A 14,980-nucleotide genomic window follows, 5' to 3' on the forward strand; every position below is an offset into this window, starting at 1 on the left:
ATCAGGCTTTTTCCAGCGTACACAGCAAAGGATGTTCATTCGCTTTGGCATAATCATTCACATGTGCGACTTTGGTTTCAGCAACTTCGGCAGTGTACACACCGCAGATGGCTTTGCCTTTATAGTGCACCTGGAGCATCAGTTGCGTTGCACGTTCAATATCATAAGAAAAGAACTTTTGCAGAACGTCAATCACAAATTCCATTGGAGTGTAATCGTCGTTGTTTAATATCACTTTATACATAGATGGCGGTTTTAGCTCATCCTTTAGCTTGTCCGCCGCTAAATGTTCGAAATTCAGCCAGTCTTGATTCTTACCCATTGCCTACCCATCACCCTTCGAAGATCGATACTGACTTAAAAGGACACGGATACCTCAGTGCTTGTCTTAAGTCATGACGTTTAACATTCATTTTACCATCTCTTACGCCATCATGCCGCAGCACATAACCCTGTCTTTGCTATCGGCACTAACGTTGAAATAATGAACAAATTATTTCAATAGCGTTACCTGCTTCAAAGTTTGGCTATCTGCCTGGAGCCGACAAATGCCGTTCCCTTGACGTCAGGATCAATTCCACTAGAGTGTAATTTCGTATGCTGAATACCCATTTGAAGACCTCTATTCAGCGACACGCGGGCATTTTCGCTCACGACTGGCTTAATCTTTTCAACTCACCAAACTGTCATGAGAGGGAAGTAGAAGCATGGAGACGGGTACTGTTAAATGGTTCAATAACGCTAAGGGCTTTGGCTTCATTTGCCCTTTAAATGGCGGTGAAGACATCTTTGCACATCACTCCACGATCCAAATGGAGGGTTATCGTACTCTCAAAGCCGGACAACAAGTGAGCTTCGATGTTCATGAAGGGCCAAAAGGAAATCATGCCAGTCTCATCATTCCGGTGGAAAGTGAAACGATTACCGAACCGTCTGCATAACGCTTGTTATCAAACTCTCTTGCTACAGATTATTTTCCCAATGCCAGTCTTTAGCTCGACGGGTATTTTATTTATGGGGGAGAATAGTTCTGGCTTCAAGTCCTGATGCAGAAAAAGGCATTTATTTGTCAGATTTTCCTACGATGAAATAGCGCATAATTCCGCCAAAAGTTACACTTAGTAACATCATATAAACAGAATTAAAACAATTGTAAGTCTGTCACCGCGGCCAAACCGCCATTGTAATTTGGTTTATGCAACACCTGTTCAAATAGTCCTATTTTCGGGCCAGTAGGCCCGTGACGAACAGGCGTAACGCAATGACACTCATTTACCCTCTCGAAAACCACAAAGCGCTTTCTGGCTTACAATTGCTGTCGGCATTGGTTTCACATCAACGGGTACCGGGTAAGGCATGGAACCACGCGAGTTACCGTCTGAAGTTTTTGCTGCGTACGCTGTGGTCACCGCGTGTGACGTTAAATCTGCTGGACTATCTGGCCCAGCATCCGCAGCGCGATGCCATTCTTAAGGCCATGCCTTCACTGCCCTGCAAACTGCACCGCGTATATCAGTCGGTGAACATTAGCCGTAAGACGGCATTAAACAATATCATTGCCCATTACGATCATCTCACCTCCCACGTTCCACCGGCTATCAGTGATGCGCTGCTGGACGCCAAACCGCTTAACATCGCCGAACTCGAAGGGAAAGAGGGTCAACGCTTTACCCTTCGACTCAACGCTGTTTCCCATTTTGACAAAGAAGGAGAAACCTCTTTAATGTTCACCAATGAAACCGGTGAATCTCTGGCCACAGTGACCTTCTCACTGATCGACTATCAACAACAACCGACGCTGTTCATTGGTGCGATACAGGGGCCGAAAGCACATGTTGAACACGCAGAAATCCAGATAGCTACCAAGGCCTGCCACGGTTTATTGCCGAAAAGACTGGTGATGGAAGCCGTGATGCAAGTAGCCGAACTGACCCAAATGACGCACATTGTGGCAGTCAGTAACCGCACACATATTTATGAACACCCACGCTATAAAAAGCGTAAAGGGATGGTATTTGCTGATTACGACAGTTTTTGGGAAACCCTGTGCGGTAAGTTAGGTGAAGATGGCTATTTTCATCTGCCACTTCAGATCCATCATCGCCCACTGGACGAGATCGCCAGCAAGCGCCGTTCAGAGTATCGCCGTCGCTACCTGTTGCTTGATGATATGCAAGCGCAGATCCGGCAGGCTTTTTCACCGGGAGCCTCGCGCCAACGTCTATCAAGGACCATCTAGTCAGCTCGCCCGCGTGCCAACCATGCCACGCGGGAAAACATTTTCCGGAGCAGAGGCGGCACAGAACTGACACCCCGCTGCGACGCTGCCAGAGCCACATCAATGGCCAAATCAGGTTTTGAGGTACGGTGAATCGCTTTGTCGATGATCCTGCGCGGCGACATGGGTACGTTTTCCGCCAACGCAGCATGGCGGCGATACACATCCTCAAAACCGCTACGATAAAGAAAGTGTTCGATATCCTGTGACGGCAACGCCGTCAGACGATAGCGCAGCGTATCGTTATGGCTTTCGACATTGCTTATGACGGTCGCCGCATATTTCTTTCCTGCCTCGTCACCGTCTACCAGCACATGCCATTCAATCCCCATCTGTCTGGCAAAGCGCAAGAGCGGCTTAAGCCCGGACTGGGCGAATTCAATGACCTTGATCCCTTCTGACTCAAAATGATAACGACATAGCCGCGCCAGTTGGTTTAGTAGCCACACCTCGGTTTCCCCTTCCACCAGCAGCCAGCAGCGGGCGAAAAGCGATGAAGGCCGGTTAAAACGAATGTGAAAAGCAATGCGGCGGCTGTCTTCAGCGCTTAGCCCTTGCGGCCCGATGCTGTACGCCGCTACCCGGCCAGACTCGCGCACGAGTCGACAAATTTGCTCAACCGGAACCAGCGACAACAGCTCGCCGGAATTGGTGGTCGTGATACGTTGCAAAGGCAGTTGATCGAGTAGCTCCCAGGCCACCGACAGCATAATCGGATGAAGGCGGGTTTCGGGGTCTTCTATCAATAGCAGCGGACGTGCGTCGGGATGCAGCAGCACTGAGCCTTTTGCCTGTAACAATGTCGAGAACATCCCCAGTAGCATAACGCGCATGCTGCGGCTATTGGGTTCGGCAATCATGCGGTTGATATTACCCAGTGAGCGCCACGCCCGACGGCTTTCCTCCCTGCCATGACGTTTTTGCTGCCACGACACACTATTCGTCGCGCCCTGCTCCGCGAAGTAGTGCTCGAGCAATTGCTGCATCGCCGCCAGCCCACTGCGCAGTTCACTGTTGGTCAGATTCTGCGGATTATGGATCAGGCTACGCGTAAGCTCATCCAGTTCGCGAGCCATCTGCTCATTGTTTTTTGCCAGACGTGGCGCCAGCGTTTCGCTACGTAAACGACGAATGAAGCGCGCATCGCGCAGGCGCAATACGGGATTAAGCGTGATCAATGCCTGGGCCAGTGGATCGATCGTTTGCAGATTAAGCGCCTGCCCGTTGGCGGACAGAAAGCTGCGCAACGTCAACACGCTACCGTCGTCATCCAACTCGCCCTCAAGCTGGTAATAGATCCGCGTCAGTTTATCAGGGCACTTCACCCATAAAGGAGAGAGTGGATTAAATCGGGGCGAAGTGTGGTGCCCCACCTGATTTTCACAGAAGGTAAAGACGACATGCAGGTATTTCGTTTTCTCCTCTCGCTCACCGGCGGGGAAATAAAAGTCTTCTTCTTTAAAGCAGTAAAGTGCTGGCTGCGGCGAGAGTAGCAACGTCAGTGCGTCCAAGAGACTGGACTTACCCCAGGCATTTTCGCCAATCAGCACAGTATTGGTGGTTACCGACGACACACTCTCATCGTTGATAGGCCCGGTGATCGACGCTCCACGCCGAGTCGGTTGCGTCAGGGTCAATGAAAGCCGGTTAAGACCGCGAAATCCTGCAATGTCGATATGTTCCAAATACATCAAAATGCTCCCGTATGCCTCCACCTGTCATACCCTAACTCATTGATGTTACATCAAGGCAACAAATGACGACCCGTTCCGATGAACTTAGTCAATTAAGTGATTCGGGTGAGTACCGCCAACACAGATGCGAGTTCAATGATGAAGGGTATATGAGCATGGCGTTAAAAACAGTTGTGGGTCAAGCACTCTGCCCATAGCCTGCGTGTTTAAGCGGCTTTACAGTTCGATAACTTTTGGTTAGCGTGTTGGGCGCCTATTCAGGATTCATATCACACACGGACTCTTCTAATGTACTCAGGTTTATTGATCATCCTTTTACCCTTGATCATCGGTTATCTCATCCCGGTAAAAAAACGCACACTTCTTCATATTATCAATAAATCATTGAGCGGGATGGTTTACGTTATCCTGTTCATTATGGGTACCAGTCTGGCGTTTCTCGACAACCTCAGCACCAATTTAGTGCTGATATTTAAATACACCGCCGTGTTTTTTCTGTGCATTTTCATCATCAACTTTGCGGCGTTATGGCTGCTGGAACGTCGCAAACCCTGGAAAACCACGCATAAGCAGGAGTCCCTGCCGTCACGCCTGAGCATGGCGCTGGACTCGCTGAAGCTGTGCGGCGTGGTTGTCGCCGGTTTCATGCTCGGTCTGACCCAGTGGCACTGGCTGACGTTCGCTTCACAGGCCAGCGAAGCCGCGTTGATTTTCCTGCTGGCGCTGGTCGGTATGCAGTTGCGCAACAGCAGCATGACCCTGCGTCAGATCATCCTCAACCGCCGTGGAATGCTGGTGGCCATGGTCGTGGCCGTGAGTTCATTAGTCGGCGGCGCACTGGCGGCAATCATGCTTGGTTTACCGCTTAATACTGGCCTGGCAATAGCCTCCGGTTACGGTTGGTACTCACTTTCCGGTATCGTCCTGACTGACTCATTCGGCCCGGTGATAGGCAGCGCCGCCTTCTTTAATGACCTGGCACGCGAACTGGTCGCCATCATGCTAATCCCGACATTGGTGCGCACCAGCCGTTCTTCCGCACTCGGCCTGTGTGGCGCGACCTCCATGGACTTCACGCTGCCGGTACTTCAACGCAGCGGCGGTCTGGATATGGTCCCACCTGCGGTGGTGCACGGCTTCCTGTTGAGTCTATTAGCCCCGATTTTGATGGCCTTCTTCTCCGCCTGATTTCTTCATCCTGCCGGTCCATGGACCGGCGATTGCCGGCCAAAACTTGCGCCAAATCAACTCTCCCGCATATAAAACAAAAAACGCTTCAATTATTAGCACGTCGGTTCTAGGCTTATTTTAAAACACGCATTTAAAATGCAACTTATAAAAGGAACTGATGATGTTTTGTGTGCAATGTGAACAAACAATCCGTACCCCGGCAGCAAACGGTTGTGCTTATACGCAGGGGATGTGTGGCAAAACGGCAGAAACCTCAGACCTGCAAGACCTGCTGGTGGCGGTGTTGCAAGGCTTGTCAGCCTGGGCACTGGTAGCACGCGGATATGACATTATCGATGATGAAATTGATGCTTTTGCACCACGCGCCTTTTTTTCAACCCTGACGAATGTGAATTTCGACTCGTATCGCATCGTCGAATATGCCCGCGAGGCCATTGGGTACCGCGAATCGCTGATAACGCGCTGCCGCCTGATGGACCCGACAATCACCGTCGATCACCCGATGGCGCATCTGGCGCTAGTGGGCGAAACGCTGAATGAATTACAACAACAGGCACAGCAATTTGCACTGAATAATGACAAAGCGGAAGTCGGCGACGACATCCACGGTCTGCGTCTACTGTGTCTCTACGGGCTCAAAGGGGCGGCGGCCTATATGGAACACGCTCATGTTCTCGGTCAGTCTGATTCGACTCTCTATGCTGATTATCATCGTCTGATGGCATGGCTCGGCACCCAACCTGCTGACATGAATACCTTACTGGAAAATGCCATGGGTATCGGCAAAATGAATTTCCACGTGATGGCGATCCTGGATAAAGGCGAAACGGATGCTTATGGGCACCCGATACCGACCGTGGTCAACGTTCGTCCACGAGCCGGCAAAGCCATTCTGATCTCCGGTCATGACCTAAAAGATCTGCAAATGCTGCTTGAGCAGACCGCAGGCCGCGACATTAACATTTATACCCACGGTGAAATGCTGCCAGCCCACGGCTACCCTGAGTTGAAGAAATACCCGCACCTGGTGGGGAATTACGGCAGCGGTTGGCAAAACCAGCAGATTGAATTTGCCAAATTTCCCGGTCCGGTAATTATGACGTCCAATTGCATCATTGACCCTAATGTGGGTAATTATAGTGACCGCATCTGGACCCGCAGCATCGTCGGCTGGCCGGACGTAAAACATCTCGAAGGAGATGACTTCGCGCAGGTGATCGATCAGGCACTGGAGCAGCCAGGCTTTCCGTATAACGAAATCGAGCAAGAAATTACCGTTGGCTTTGGCCGTGAAACCCTACTGGGGGCCGCCGATACAGTGATTGATCTGGTGGCCACTAAACAGCTGCGTCACATCTTCCTGATTGGCGGTTGTGATGGCAGCCGCGGTGAGCGCAGTTACTTCACCGATCTCGCCCGTGCAGTGCCTGAAGACTGTCTGATTATGACGCTGGCCTGCGGCAAATATCGCTTCAATAAACTCGACTTCGGCACCCTCGGTCCCTTGCCTCGTCTGCTTGATGTCGGTCAGTGTAACGATGCCTATTCCGCCATTATGCTGGCGGTCAATTTAGCCGAGAAACTCGGCTGCGGCGTGAATGACCTGCCGCTGAGCCTCGTGTTGTCATGGTTTGAGCAGAAAGCCATCGTGATCCTGCTGACGCTATTGTCTCTGGGTGTGCGCAATATCACTACCGGCCCTACCGCTCCAGCTTTCCTGACGGACAACCTGCTGGCCGTACTGAATGAAAAATTTGGCCTGCGCGCCATATCCTCGGTTGAGCAAGATCTGCGTACCATGCTGGCGGAGTAATCGACGATGAACTTTCCAATATTTAGCGACCAGCCTACTGCACTCTGCCAGAACAGGATGCAGGTCCATGACATTCATCAGGAAACGCCTGACGTCTGGACGCTCTCATTGTTCAGTCATGTACATTACCCCTATCAGCCTGGTCAGTTTGCACTGGTTAATATCGGCCACAGCGGCAAGATCCAGCGTGCCTATACACTCTCTTCGACGCCGGGCGTCAGCCGTTTTATTACCCTGACAGTACGCCGCATTCATAACGGCGCGGGTTCCGACTGGCTGACAGGCGAGGTGCGCCCGGGGGATTATTTATGGCTATCCGATGCACAAGGTAAATTTGTCAATGACCGCCCGCAGCCGCTGTTGCTGCTGGCAGCCGGTTGTGGCGTTACGCCAGTGATCTCAATTTGCCGCGACGTACTAAAACGGACACCGGCGCAATCGGTGGCGGTGTTTTACAGTGTACGCAGTCCGCAGGAAGTGATTTTTGCGGCCGAATGGCAACAGATGAAAACGCAATATCCGCAATTACACCTGACAATTCTGGCCGAGCATAATGCCCAACCCGGCCAGATCGCCGGACGGCTGAGCCAGGATATTCTGCAAACACAGGTGCCCGACATCCGTTCGCGTCAGTTGATGATTTGCGGGCCAGCGCCCTACATGCAATTAGCCGAGAGATGGGCGATCTCACTGGGCGTTGCGGCGGAGAATATTGTCAAAGAGCAATTTCACGCAGTGGCAGCAGCGACGGTTTCTGAGGGTGATCAGCTCACACTGACCCGCCTGACGCCGCTGCAAAACTATCGCGTTCCGGTTGGCTCAACCCTACTCGCCGCCATGGAACAACATGGTTTACCTGTGGCGGCGGCCTGCCGCGCGGGCGTGTGCGGCAGTTGCAAGACCCGCATTATTTCTGGTGATTATGAGACGACCAGCCGGATGACGCTGACCGATGCAGACATTGCCGAGGGATATGTTCTGGCATGTAGCTGCCAGTTGAACGGTGATATTACTCTGGCTTAACCCCGCCCCACTCCGCTGCCCCTTCATGACTTTTTACAGTCAAAGTGGGCAGCTTTACACATCTTCAAATTCCTCGCACCGCGACTTAGGTATGGTTTACGCACGAACATTCAATGCCGCAATCATTGGACTATGATTAACGCAGTTATTTCATTGTGCGTACGGATGAAGGGATCTGATTATGAAACACAGCGTAGCGTCATTACTGGCAAAAACTCTTGAGCAGGCAGGCGTCAAACTGATTTGGGGTGTCACTGGCGACTCCCTCAACGGGCTAAGCGATAGCCTGAATAAAATGGGCACTATCGAATGGATGGGGACACGCCACGAAGAAGTGGCGGCGTTTGCGGCAGGAGCAGAAGCCCAACTGACTGGCGAATTGGCAGTATGTGCCGGCTCCTGCGGGCCGGGCAACCTGCATCTGATCAATGGCTTATTTGACTGTCACCGTAACCATGTCCCTGTGCTGGCGATTGCCGCACATATTCCTTCCAGCGAAATCGGCAGCGGCTATTTCCAGGAAACACATCCGACCGAACTGTTCCGTGAGTGCAGTCATTACTGTGAAATGGTGACCAACCCAGAGCAGCTACCTCAAGTTCTGGGCATCGCCATGCGTAAAGCCATTCTTAACCGTGGTGTCTCGGTGATTGTATTACCAGGCGACGTGGCGCTAAGTCCTGCACCGGAAGGGGCTACCTCCAAATGGTATGCGCCGCAGTTGCCGGTCGTGCATCCCAATCCCGCTGAAATGGAAAAACTGGCCGCCACGCTCAATGGTGCAAAAAATATCACTCTGATGTGTGGCAGCGGCTGCGCCGGAGCACATGACGAAGTGGTGAAACTGGCCGAGATGCTCAAAGCACCGGTCGTTCATGCGCTGCGCGGAAAAGAACATATCGAGTGGGACAACCCTTATAGCGTGGGGATGACCGGTCTGATTGGCTTCTCCTCCGGCTTCCACGCCATGATGAATGCTGACACACTGGTTCTGCTCGGTACCCAATTCCCCTATCGTGCCTTCTATCCCACCGACGCCAATATTATCCAGATTGATATCAATCCGGGCAGCATCGGCGCGCATTGTCAGGTCGATATGGCGCTGGTCGGTGACATCAAGTCGACGCTGACCGCCCTGTTGCCAAATTTGCAGGAGAAAAGTGACCGTAAATTCCTCGACAAAGCGCTGAAGCATTACGCCGAAACACGCAAAGATCTGGACGGTCTGGCGACGCTCAACGACAAACAGGCGATCCACCCGCAGTATCTGGCGCAGCAAATCAGTCGCTTTGCCGATGCTGACGCGGTGTTTACCTGCGACGTCGGCACACCGACCGTCTGGGCCTGCCGCTATCTGCAAATGAATGGCAAACGCCGCCTGATTGGCTCGTTCAATCACGGTTCGATGGCCAATGCCATGCCGCAAGCGCTGGGCGCACAGGCCATCGACCGCAACCGTCAGGTGGTCGCGATGTGCGGAGACGGCGGTTTCACCATGTTGATGGGGGATTTCCTGACGCTGGCGCAGCAAAAACTGCCAGTGAAAATCATCATCTTCAACAACAGCGTTCTGGGCTTTGTGGCAATGGAAATGAAAGCAGGAGGTTATCTGACTGACGGCACTGAACTGAAAAACCCGAACTTTGCCGCCATGGCAGAAGCGGCGGGAATCAAAGGGATCCGCGTTGAAAAAGCCTCAGATGTCGATGCCGCATTGCAGGATGCTTTTGCCTATCAGGGGCCGGTACTGGTGGATGTCGTGACCGCTACCGACGAACTCGCCATGCCACCGCAGATTAAATTCGAGCAAGCCAAAGGCTTTAGTCTCTATATGCTGCGTGCGGTGATTAATGGCCGGGGTGACGAAGTGGTGGAACTGGCGAAGACCAACTGGCTGCGGTAAGCCCGCTGGTGCTATATACCCAAAATAATTGAAATTGCATCAAGGCCGCTAGCGAACACCAAAGATGCAACTTCAGGGATGAAGGGTATAGTGATGAAAGCTGGGTGCCAACCGCCCAGCCTTTCACCTTTGTCTTCTATTTTGCAGAAGGAAACCGACGTTGATCGATTTACGCAGTGATACCGTAACCCGCCCGAGTGAGGCGATGCGTCAGGCGATGGCCTGCGCTGAAGTCGGCGATGATGTTTACGGTGATGACCCGACGGTCAATGCTTTACAAGATATGGCCGCCACGCTGACCGGTAAGGAAGCGGCGCTGTTTTTACCCACCGGCACTCAGGCCAATTTGGTGGCCTTGCTGACTCACTGCCAGCGCGGCGAAGAATATATTGTCGGCCAGAAAGCGCACAACTATATGTATGAGGCCGGCGGTGCGGCCGTCCTCGGCAGTATTCAGCCTCAGCCGCTGGATATGGATGCTGATGGCTCAATTTCTCTGGATAACATCGCCGCCGCCATCAAGCCTGACGACATTCACTTCGCACGCACCCGACTGTTAAGTCTGGAAAATACCCACAGCGGCAAAGTTCTGCCATTGGATTATCTGCAAAAAGCCTTCGCGTTCACCCGCGAAAAAGGGCTGGCACTGCACATTGATGGGGCACGGATTATGAACGCTGCCGTTGCGCTGAATGTGCCGCTGAACGAGATAACCCAATATTGTGACACGCTGACAATCTGCCTGTCGAAAGGGCTGGGTGCGCCGGTCGGTTCTCTGCTGTGCGGCAGTAAAGAGTATATTCATCGCGCGAACCGTTGGCGGAAAATGACTGGAGGCGGTATGCGTCAGGCAGGTATTCTCGCGGCGGCAGGTCTCTATGCGCTGGAAAATAACGTCGCACGCCTGCAGGAAGATCACGACAATGCCCGCTGGTTGGAACAGCAGCTACGCGATATTGGCGTAGAAATCGCAGAACCTGGCGCACAGACCAACATTTTGTACATTAAACAAAAGGCTGATTTGGCGGTTAAAATGGGTCCCTGGATGCGTGAGCGAGGCGTACTTATCAGCGCCGGTCCGCTGACCCGCGTTATTACACATATCGACATCAGTCGCGCTGACCTGCAGAAAGTGGTGTCGTTGTGGCAGGACTTCCTGCAACATCACAGCTGACAAGCGTTCCGGCGACACGTTTTGGGGCGACAAACACCCCATTGTGCCGCTGGCTTTCACTTCTTTCCCCTCAATGAGCAAAATGGATGATGCCTGCTTCAATACGTAACGGACGGGTTGTGGTGCTTGGTGCCAGTGGTTATATTGGCCAACACCTAACGTCACATCTAAGCCAACAGGGCTTTCAGGTCACCGCTGCCGCACGCCGTCTCGAGTGGTTACAACAGCAAAAGTGGCCCAGTAATGTGCGCTGTTGCTTCGCCGATGTTTATCAGACTAAAAGCCTGAAGGAGGCGTTCGACGGTGCTGAGGTACTGGTCTATCTGGTCCACGCGATGGCAGAAGAGGATGACCTGCTGGAGAAAGAGCGACAGGCGGCGCAAAATACGCTGCTGGCGCTGAAGAGCTCCACCATCAAGCACATTATTTATCTCGGTTCTATGCAGCCTGAAGATAGCCATTCGGCACACCTACAAGCACGTAAACTGACTGGCGACTTACTGCGGATGGGCAATATACCTGTCACCGAACTGCGCGCCGGTATTGTGATTGGTGCAGGTTCAGCCGCTTTCGAAGTGATGCGTGACATGGTCTACAATCTCGCCATCCTCACGCCACCTCGCTGGGTGCGCTCCAAATCGTCCCCGTTGGCACTGGAAAACCTGCTGACGTATCTCTCTGGCCTGATTGCCATACCTGCCGAATCTCACCGTCAGTTTGACGCCGCTGGGCCTGAATACATCAGTTATCAGACTCTGTTCGAACGCTTTATTGCCATCAGCGGTAAACGCCGCTGGCTAATCCCCATTCCGCTGCCAACGGCGATGATTTCCGTCTATTTCCTCAGTCTTATTACGTCGGTTCCGACGGTGCTCGCCAAAGCGCTAATTCAAGGGCTGAACCATGATTTACCGGCCAACAGCGCAGCCCTGCAAGCATTGATCCCGCAAGATCTTATCCCGGTAGAGGAAGCTATCCGACGCACTCTCGCGCAGGAAGAACAGCAGATTCTCGACTCTTCCGACTGGCATTACGACCCCGATGCCCGCGCTCGCTGGCGGCCAGGCTATGGTTACTACCCGAAACAAGCCGGTTTTACTCTTGAAACCTCAGCGTCAAAAAACGCGTTGTGGCAAGTTGTTCAGCAACTGGGCGGTAAAGAGGGCTATTTTTACGCCAACGCACTCTGGCGCTTGCGCGCACGGATTGATGATCTGATCGGTGGGCGAGTTATCTATGGCCGCCCGCTGCACGACCCGTTAAAAATAGGTGATAAAATTGATGGCTGGAAAGTTATTGGTCTGAAACCGCAGCAGGAACTGTCGCTGCTTTTCGGCATGAAAGCACCGGGATTAGGGCGTCTGACGTTCACCATTACCGACCACGGTGAAAGCCGCAGTATCGATGTCCGCGCTTGGTGGCATCCGGCCGGGTTCAGCGGTTTACTGTACTGGTTCAGCATGATGCCTGCGCATCAGTTTATTTTTCGCGGCATGTCGAAACGCATCGCCAGCCTGGCACGGCAAAAAGATCGCTGCGGTCGCTGATGTTGGCTCATTTAGCGCGCAATCGCACAGTTTCAGACAAGCAGACATACCTTACCCATTGCAACCCACACAATTTCAAGAAAGAATGGCATCCTTCTTGCTGTTAAGGGCTCGATTGCCTTATCAGCTATTGTTTTTTCTAATGAAAACTTTACTCAAAATCATTCGAACTGCGGCAAGGCAGCAAACGAGTGAATCCGATAAGCTGACTGATATCAGTGATTCGGGTAAGTGAGTGCAGCTAACACCGCTGCAGCGTGAAGGATGAAGAGTAATATGAAGGTACTTGTTACTGGCGCAAGCAGCGGTTTAGGCCGCAACGCGGTGGAGTTTCTGCTCAACAAAGGCATCAAAGTCAGGGCGACAGGCCGTAATGCGGCTATGGGACCGCTGTTGCAGAAAATGGGCGCTGAATTTATTCATGCCGACCTTACCACGCTGGTTTCCGGCCAAGCGAAAGCGCTGCTGGCTGATGTCGATACGCTGTGGCACTGCTCTGGCATGATCTCTCCGTGGGGCAGCGAACAAGAGTTCGAACTGGCCAACGTGCGTGCTACCCGCCGTCTCGGTGAATGGGCCACCGCCTATGGCGTCGGTAGCTTCGTTCACATGTCCTCGCCGGTGGTTTATTTCGATTTTCACCATCATCGTAATATCAAAGAAGATTTCCGTCCGAACCGCTATGCCAATTCGTTTGCCCGCAGCAAAGCCGCGGCTGAACAGGTGATCAGCACACTGGCGCTGTCAAACCCGCAGACTCACTTCACCATTCTTCGCCCTCAGGGCGTGTTCGGCCCGCACGATAACGTGCTGCTGCCGCGTCTGCTCCAGATGCTGAAATATAGCGGGACGCTCATGCTACCACGCGGTGGTGAGGCGTTGGTCGATATGACTTACGTGGAGAATGTGGTGCACGCCATGTGGTTGGCTTCGCAAACGGAAAAGACCGAATCTGGCCGCGCCTTCAACATCACCAACCAGCAACCGCGCCCACTACGCACGCTGGTGCAGCAACTGATGGACGCATTGGAAATGAAGTACCGTATCCGCTCGGTGCCCTACCCGCTACTGGACATGATGGCGCGCGGCATGGAGAAGATCAGTAAAAGCTCGCACAAAGAACCGGTGCTGACCCACTATAGCGTAGCCAAACTTAACTTCGATTTAACCCTCGATACTCAGCGCGCGCAGGATGAGCTTGGCTACCGCCCATCGGTGTCATTGGATCAGGGCATTATCCGCACCGCCAACTGGTTGCGTGACCACGGACGCCTGCGGGGCTTGCAAAGTGTTGCTCCACAGCGCGACTGATCCCACCGATCAATTCACATCAGGGTACTGCTGTAAGAGTGCGCTGACGATGGCATCAGTTTCAGCATCCGCTTCACCGCGATAATCCTGCGGCCTAAAATGCATCTGGAAGGCCGAGATCACGCGGCGTTGCTGATGGTCGGTCATGTTATCAGTCAGCGGATAACCATACTTCCCGAGTTTCTCCAGTAAGGCCTGCGCAGACACCGGCTGATGCGGATCACGTCCGGCCAGATTGGAATCTACTCGCTGCGGATCAGGCCAGACACCAATTCCTCGTTTTGCCAGTTGTTGCCATGGAAAAAGCGGTCCCGGATCGTCTTTGCGCTGTGGTGCAATATCGCTATGCCCGACCACATTGCGCGGTTCAATATGATAGCGCGAGATTATCTGTTGGCTCAGCGACGCCAGCAGGTCAATTTGCGCGGGCGGGAAGGGATAAAAATGCTTGCCAAGCAGGTACTTGCTATAGCCCTTGTTTTCCAGCTCAATCCCAATCGACGTGTCATTAAGATTGTTGCGCCCCCGCCAGCCGCTGACCCCGGCATGCCAAGCACGCAAAGACTCGGGCACCAGCTGCCAGGCCACTGGCTTGCCATCTTCTATCTGCGGGCGTGCCGGAATGAGATAATGCGCACTCACGTGCTCATCAGTAAGCGTATTTAATGCGTTGTGGAAATCTTCGGCAGTGTAATGGATCACCAGAAAGCGGATACGTTGATCCGCGCCTTGCGCCTGGCGCTGGGTTTCCAGCCGGTAGGGCAGATTATGATCAGTCTTAGGCGGTGACGACTGACATCCCATCATTAGCATTCCGGTTAATATTGCCCACACAGGCTGCAGGAATCGTTTCATGAGGAACCGACGATAGTGATAGTTTGCATAAGTATTCCTTATTAATTTTCGTCCGAATGACTCCGTCTGACAGATAAATGCTGCCGGTCAATGTACGCCATGCCCACCAGACAGATTTCAGTGCGCACCATGCAACAATTAAAATCGGTTTTATACTGTATGATAAAGAAAATCATGGTGAAAACATCAAT

Annotated in this window: 12 protein-coding genes; 9 read left to right on the forward strand and 3 right to left on the reverse strand. The window is 52.6% G+C overall.

The genetic code is table 11. The annotated features are described in order from the left end of the window. Position 1: 1 nt before the first annotated feature. A complete protein-coding gene (gene clpS, locus IEV89_RS05350; RefSeq protein WP_188471143.1) occupies positions 2–322 on the reverse strand; it encodes an ATP-dependent Clp protease adapter ClpS in 321 nt (106 codons plus the stop codon). Between the two features lie 385 nt (positions 323–707). Between clpS and cspD the strand changes: the two genes are divergently transcribed. Then, on the forward strand, positions 708–941 hold the full coding sequence (gene cspD / locus IEV89_RS05355; protein WP_188471145.1) for a cold shock-like protein CspD: 234 nt from the start codon (positions 708–710) through the stop codon (positions 939–941). 320 nt (positions 942–1,261) lie between these two features. After that, the gene (locus tag IEV89_RS05360; RefSeq protein WP_188471147.1) at positions 1,262–2,239 is read left to right on the forward strand and encodes a VirK/YbjX family protein; all 978 of its coding nucleotides are present in this window, start codon (positions 1,262–1,264) and stop codon (positions 2,237–2,239) included. On the opposite strand, the gene IEV89_RS05365 is transcribed toward IEV89_RS05360, so the two are convergent. Further along, positions 2,236–3,969 carry an ATP-dependent nuclease gene (locus IEV89_RS05365; protein ID WP_188471149.1) on the reverse strand — a complete coding sequence of 578 codons (1,734 nt, stop codon included), beginning with the start codon at positions 3,967–3,969 and terminating at the stop codon, positions 2,236–2,238. The genes IEV89_RS05360 and IEV89_RS05365 overlap by 4 nt on opposite strands. Positions 3,970–4,260: 291 nt before the next feature. Here IEV89_RS05365 and IEV89_RS05370 point away from each other — a divergent pair, with 291 nt between their 5' ends. From IEV89_RS05370 to IEV89_RS05400, 7 genes are all read left to right on the forward strand, one after another. Further along, positions 4,261–5,160 (forward strand): LysO family transporter, encoded by a 900-nt coding sequence (locus tag IEV89_RS05370; protein ID WP_188471151.1) that lies wholly within the window; start codon positions 4,261–4,263, stop codon positions 5,158–5,160. A gap of 163 nt (positions 5,161–5,323) precedes the next feature. Next, positions 5,324–6,976, forward strand: coding sequence for a hydroxylamine reductase (gene hcp / locus IEV89_RS05375; RefSeq protein ID WP_188471385.1), 1,653 nt, complete (start codon positions 5,324–5,326; stop codon positions 6,974–6,976). Between the two features lie 6 nt (positions 6,977–6,982). Further along, a complete protein-coding gene (hcr, locus tag IEV89_RS05380) occupies positions 6,983–7,999 on the forward strand; it encodes an NADH oxidoreductase (RefSeq protein WP_188471153.1) in 1,017 nt (338 codons plus the stop codon). Between the two features lie 181 nt (positions 8,000–8,180). Continuing rightward, the gene (poxB, locus tag IEV89_RS05385) at positions 8,181–9,902 is read left to right on the forward strand and encodes a ubiquinone-dependent pyruvate dehydrogenase (RefSeq protein ID WP_188471155.1); all 1,722 of its coding nucleotides are present in this window, start codon (positions 8,181–8,183) and stop codon (positions 9,900–9,902) included. Positions 9,903–10,062: 160 nt separating this feature from the next. Further along, the gene (gene ltaE, locus IEV89_RS05390; RefSeq protein ID WP_188471157.1) at positions 10,063–11,076 is read left to right on the forward strand and encodes a low-specificity L-threonine aldolase; all 1,014 of its coding nucleotides are present in this window, start codon (positions 10,063–10,065) and stop codon (positions 11,074–11,076) included. Positions 11,077–11,165: 89 nt separating this feature from the next. Then, a complete protein-coding gene (locus tag IEV89_RS05395) occupies positions 11,166–12,623 on the forward strand; it encodes a DUF2867 domain-containing protein (protein ID WP_373283356.1) in 1,458 nt (485 codons plus the stop codon). Between the two features lie 276 nt (positions 12,624–12,899). Then, the gene (locus IEV89_RS05400) at positions 12,900–13,934 is read left to right on the forward strand and encodes an NAD-dependent epimerase/dehydratase family protein (RefSeq protein WP_188471159.1); all 1,035 of its coding nucleotides are present in this window, start codon (positions 12,900–12,902) and stop codon (positions 13,932–13,934) included. 9 nt (positions 13,935–13,943) lie between these two features. Here IEV89_RS05400 and IEV89_RS05405 read toward each other — a convergent pair whose 3' ends face one another. After that, complete coding sequence (locus tag IEV89_RS05405) at positions 13,944–14,747, reverse strand: N-acetylmuramoyl-L-alanine amidase (protein WP_229746389.1); 804 nt, start codon at positions 14,745–14,747, stop codon at positions 13,944–13,946. Between the last annotated feature and the right edge of the window lie 233 nt (positions 14,748–14,980).

The organism is Hafnia psychrotolerans (genome assembly GCF_014639435.1).
GTDB classification, from domain to species: Bacteria; Pseudomonadota; Gammaproteobacteria; order Enterobacterales; family Enterobacteriaceae; genus Ewingella; species Ewingella psychrotolerans.

Bases quoted from the DNA above. Each gene is read 5' to 3' on its own strand.
- hcr (WP_188471153.1), top strand. From the start codon at position 6,983: ATGAACTTTCCAATATTTAGCGACCAGCCTACTGCACTCTGCCAGAAC.
- IEV89_RS05405 (WP_229746389.1), bottom strand. From the start codon at position 14,747: ATGCTAATGATGGGATGTCAGTCGTCACCGCCTAAGACTGATCATAAT.
- IEV89_RS05395 (WP_373283356.1), top strand. From the start codon at position 11,166: ATGCCTGCTTCAATACGTAACGGACGGGTTGTGGTGCTTGGTGCCAGT.
- hcp (WP_188471385.1), top strand. From the start codon at position 5,324: ATGTTTTGTGTGCAATGTGAACAAACAATCCGTACCCCGGCAGCAAAC.
- cspD (WP_188471145.1), top strand. From the start codon at position 708: ATGGAGACGGGTACTGTTAAATGGTTCAATAACGCTAAGGGCTTTGGC.
- clpS (WP_188471143.1), bottom strand. From the start codon at position 322: ATGGGTAAGAATCAAGACTGGCTGAATTTCGAACATTTAGCGGCGGAC.
- poxB (WP_188471155.1), top strand. From the start codon at position 8,181: ATGAAACACAGCGTAGCGTCATTACTGGCAAAAACTCTTGAGCAGGCA.
- IEV89_RS05370 (WP_188471151.1), top strand. From the start codon at position 4,261: ATGTACTCAGGTTTATTGATCATCCTTTTACCCTTGATCATCGGTTAT.
- IEV89_RS05360 (WP_188471147.1), top strand. From the start codon at position 1,262: ATGACACTCATTTACCCTCTCGAAAACCACAAAGCGCTTTCTGGCTTA.
- IEV89_RS05400 (WP_188471159.1), top strand. From the start codon at position 12,900: ATGAAGGTACTTGTTACTGGCGCAAGCAGCGGTTTAGGCCGCAACGCG.
- IEV89_RS05365 (WP_188471149.1), bottom strand. From the start codon at position 3,969: ATGTATTTGGAACATATCGACATTGCAGGATTTCGCGGTCTTAACCGG.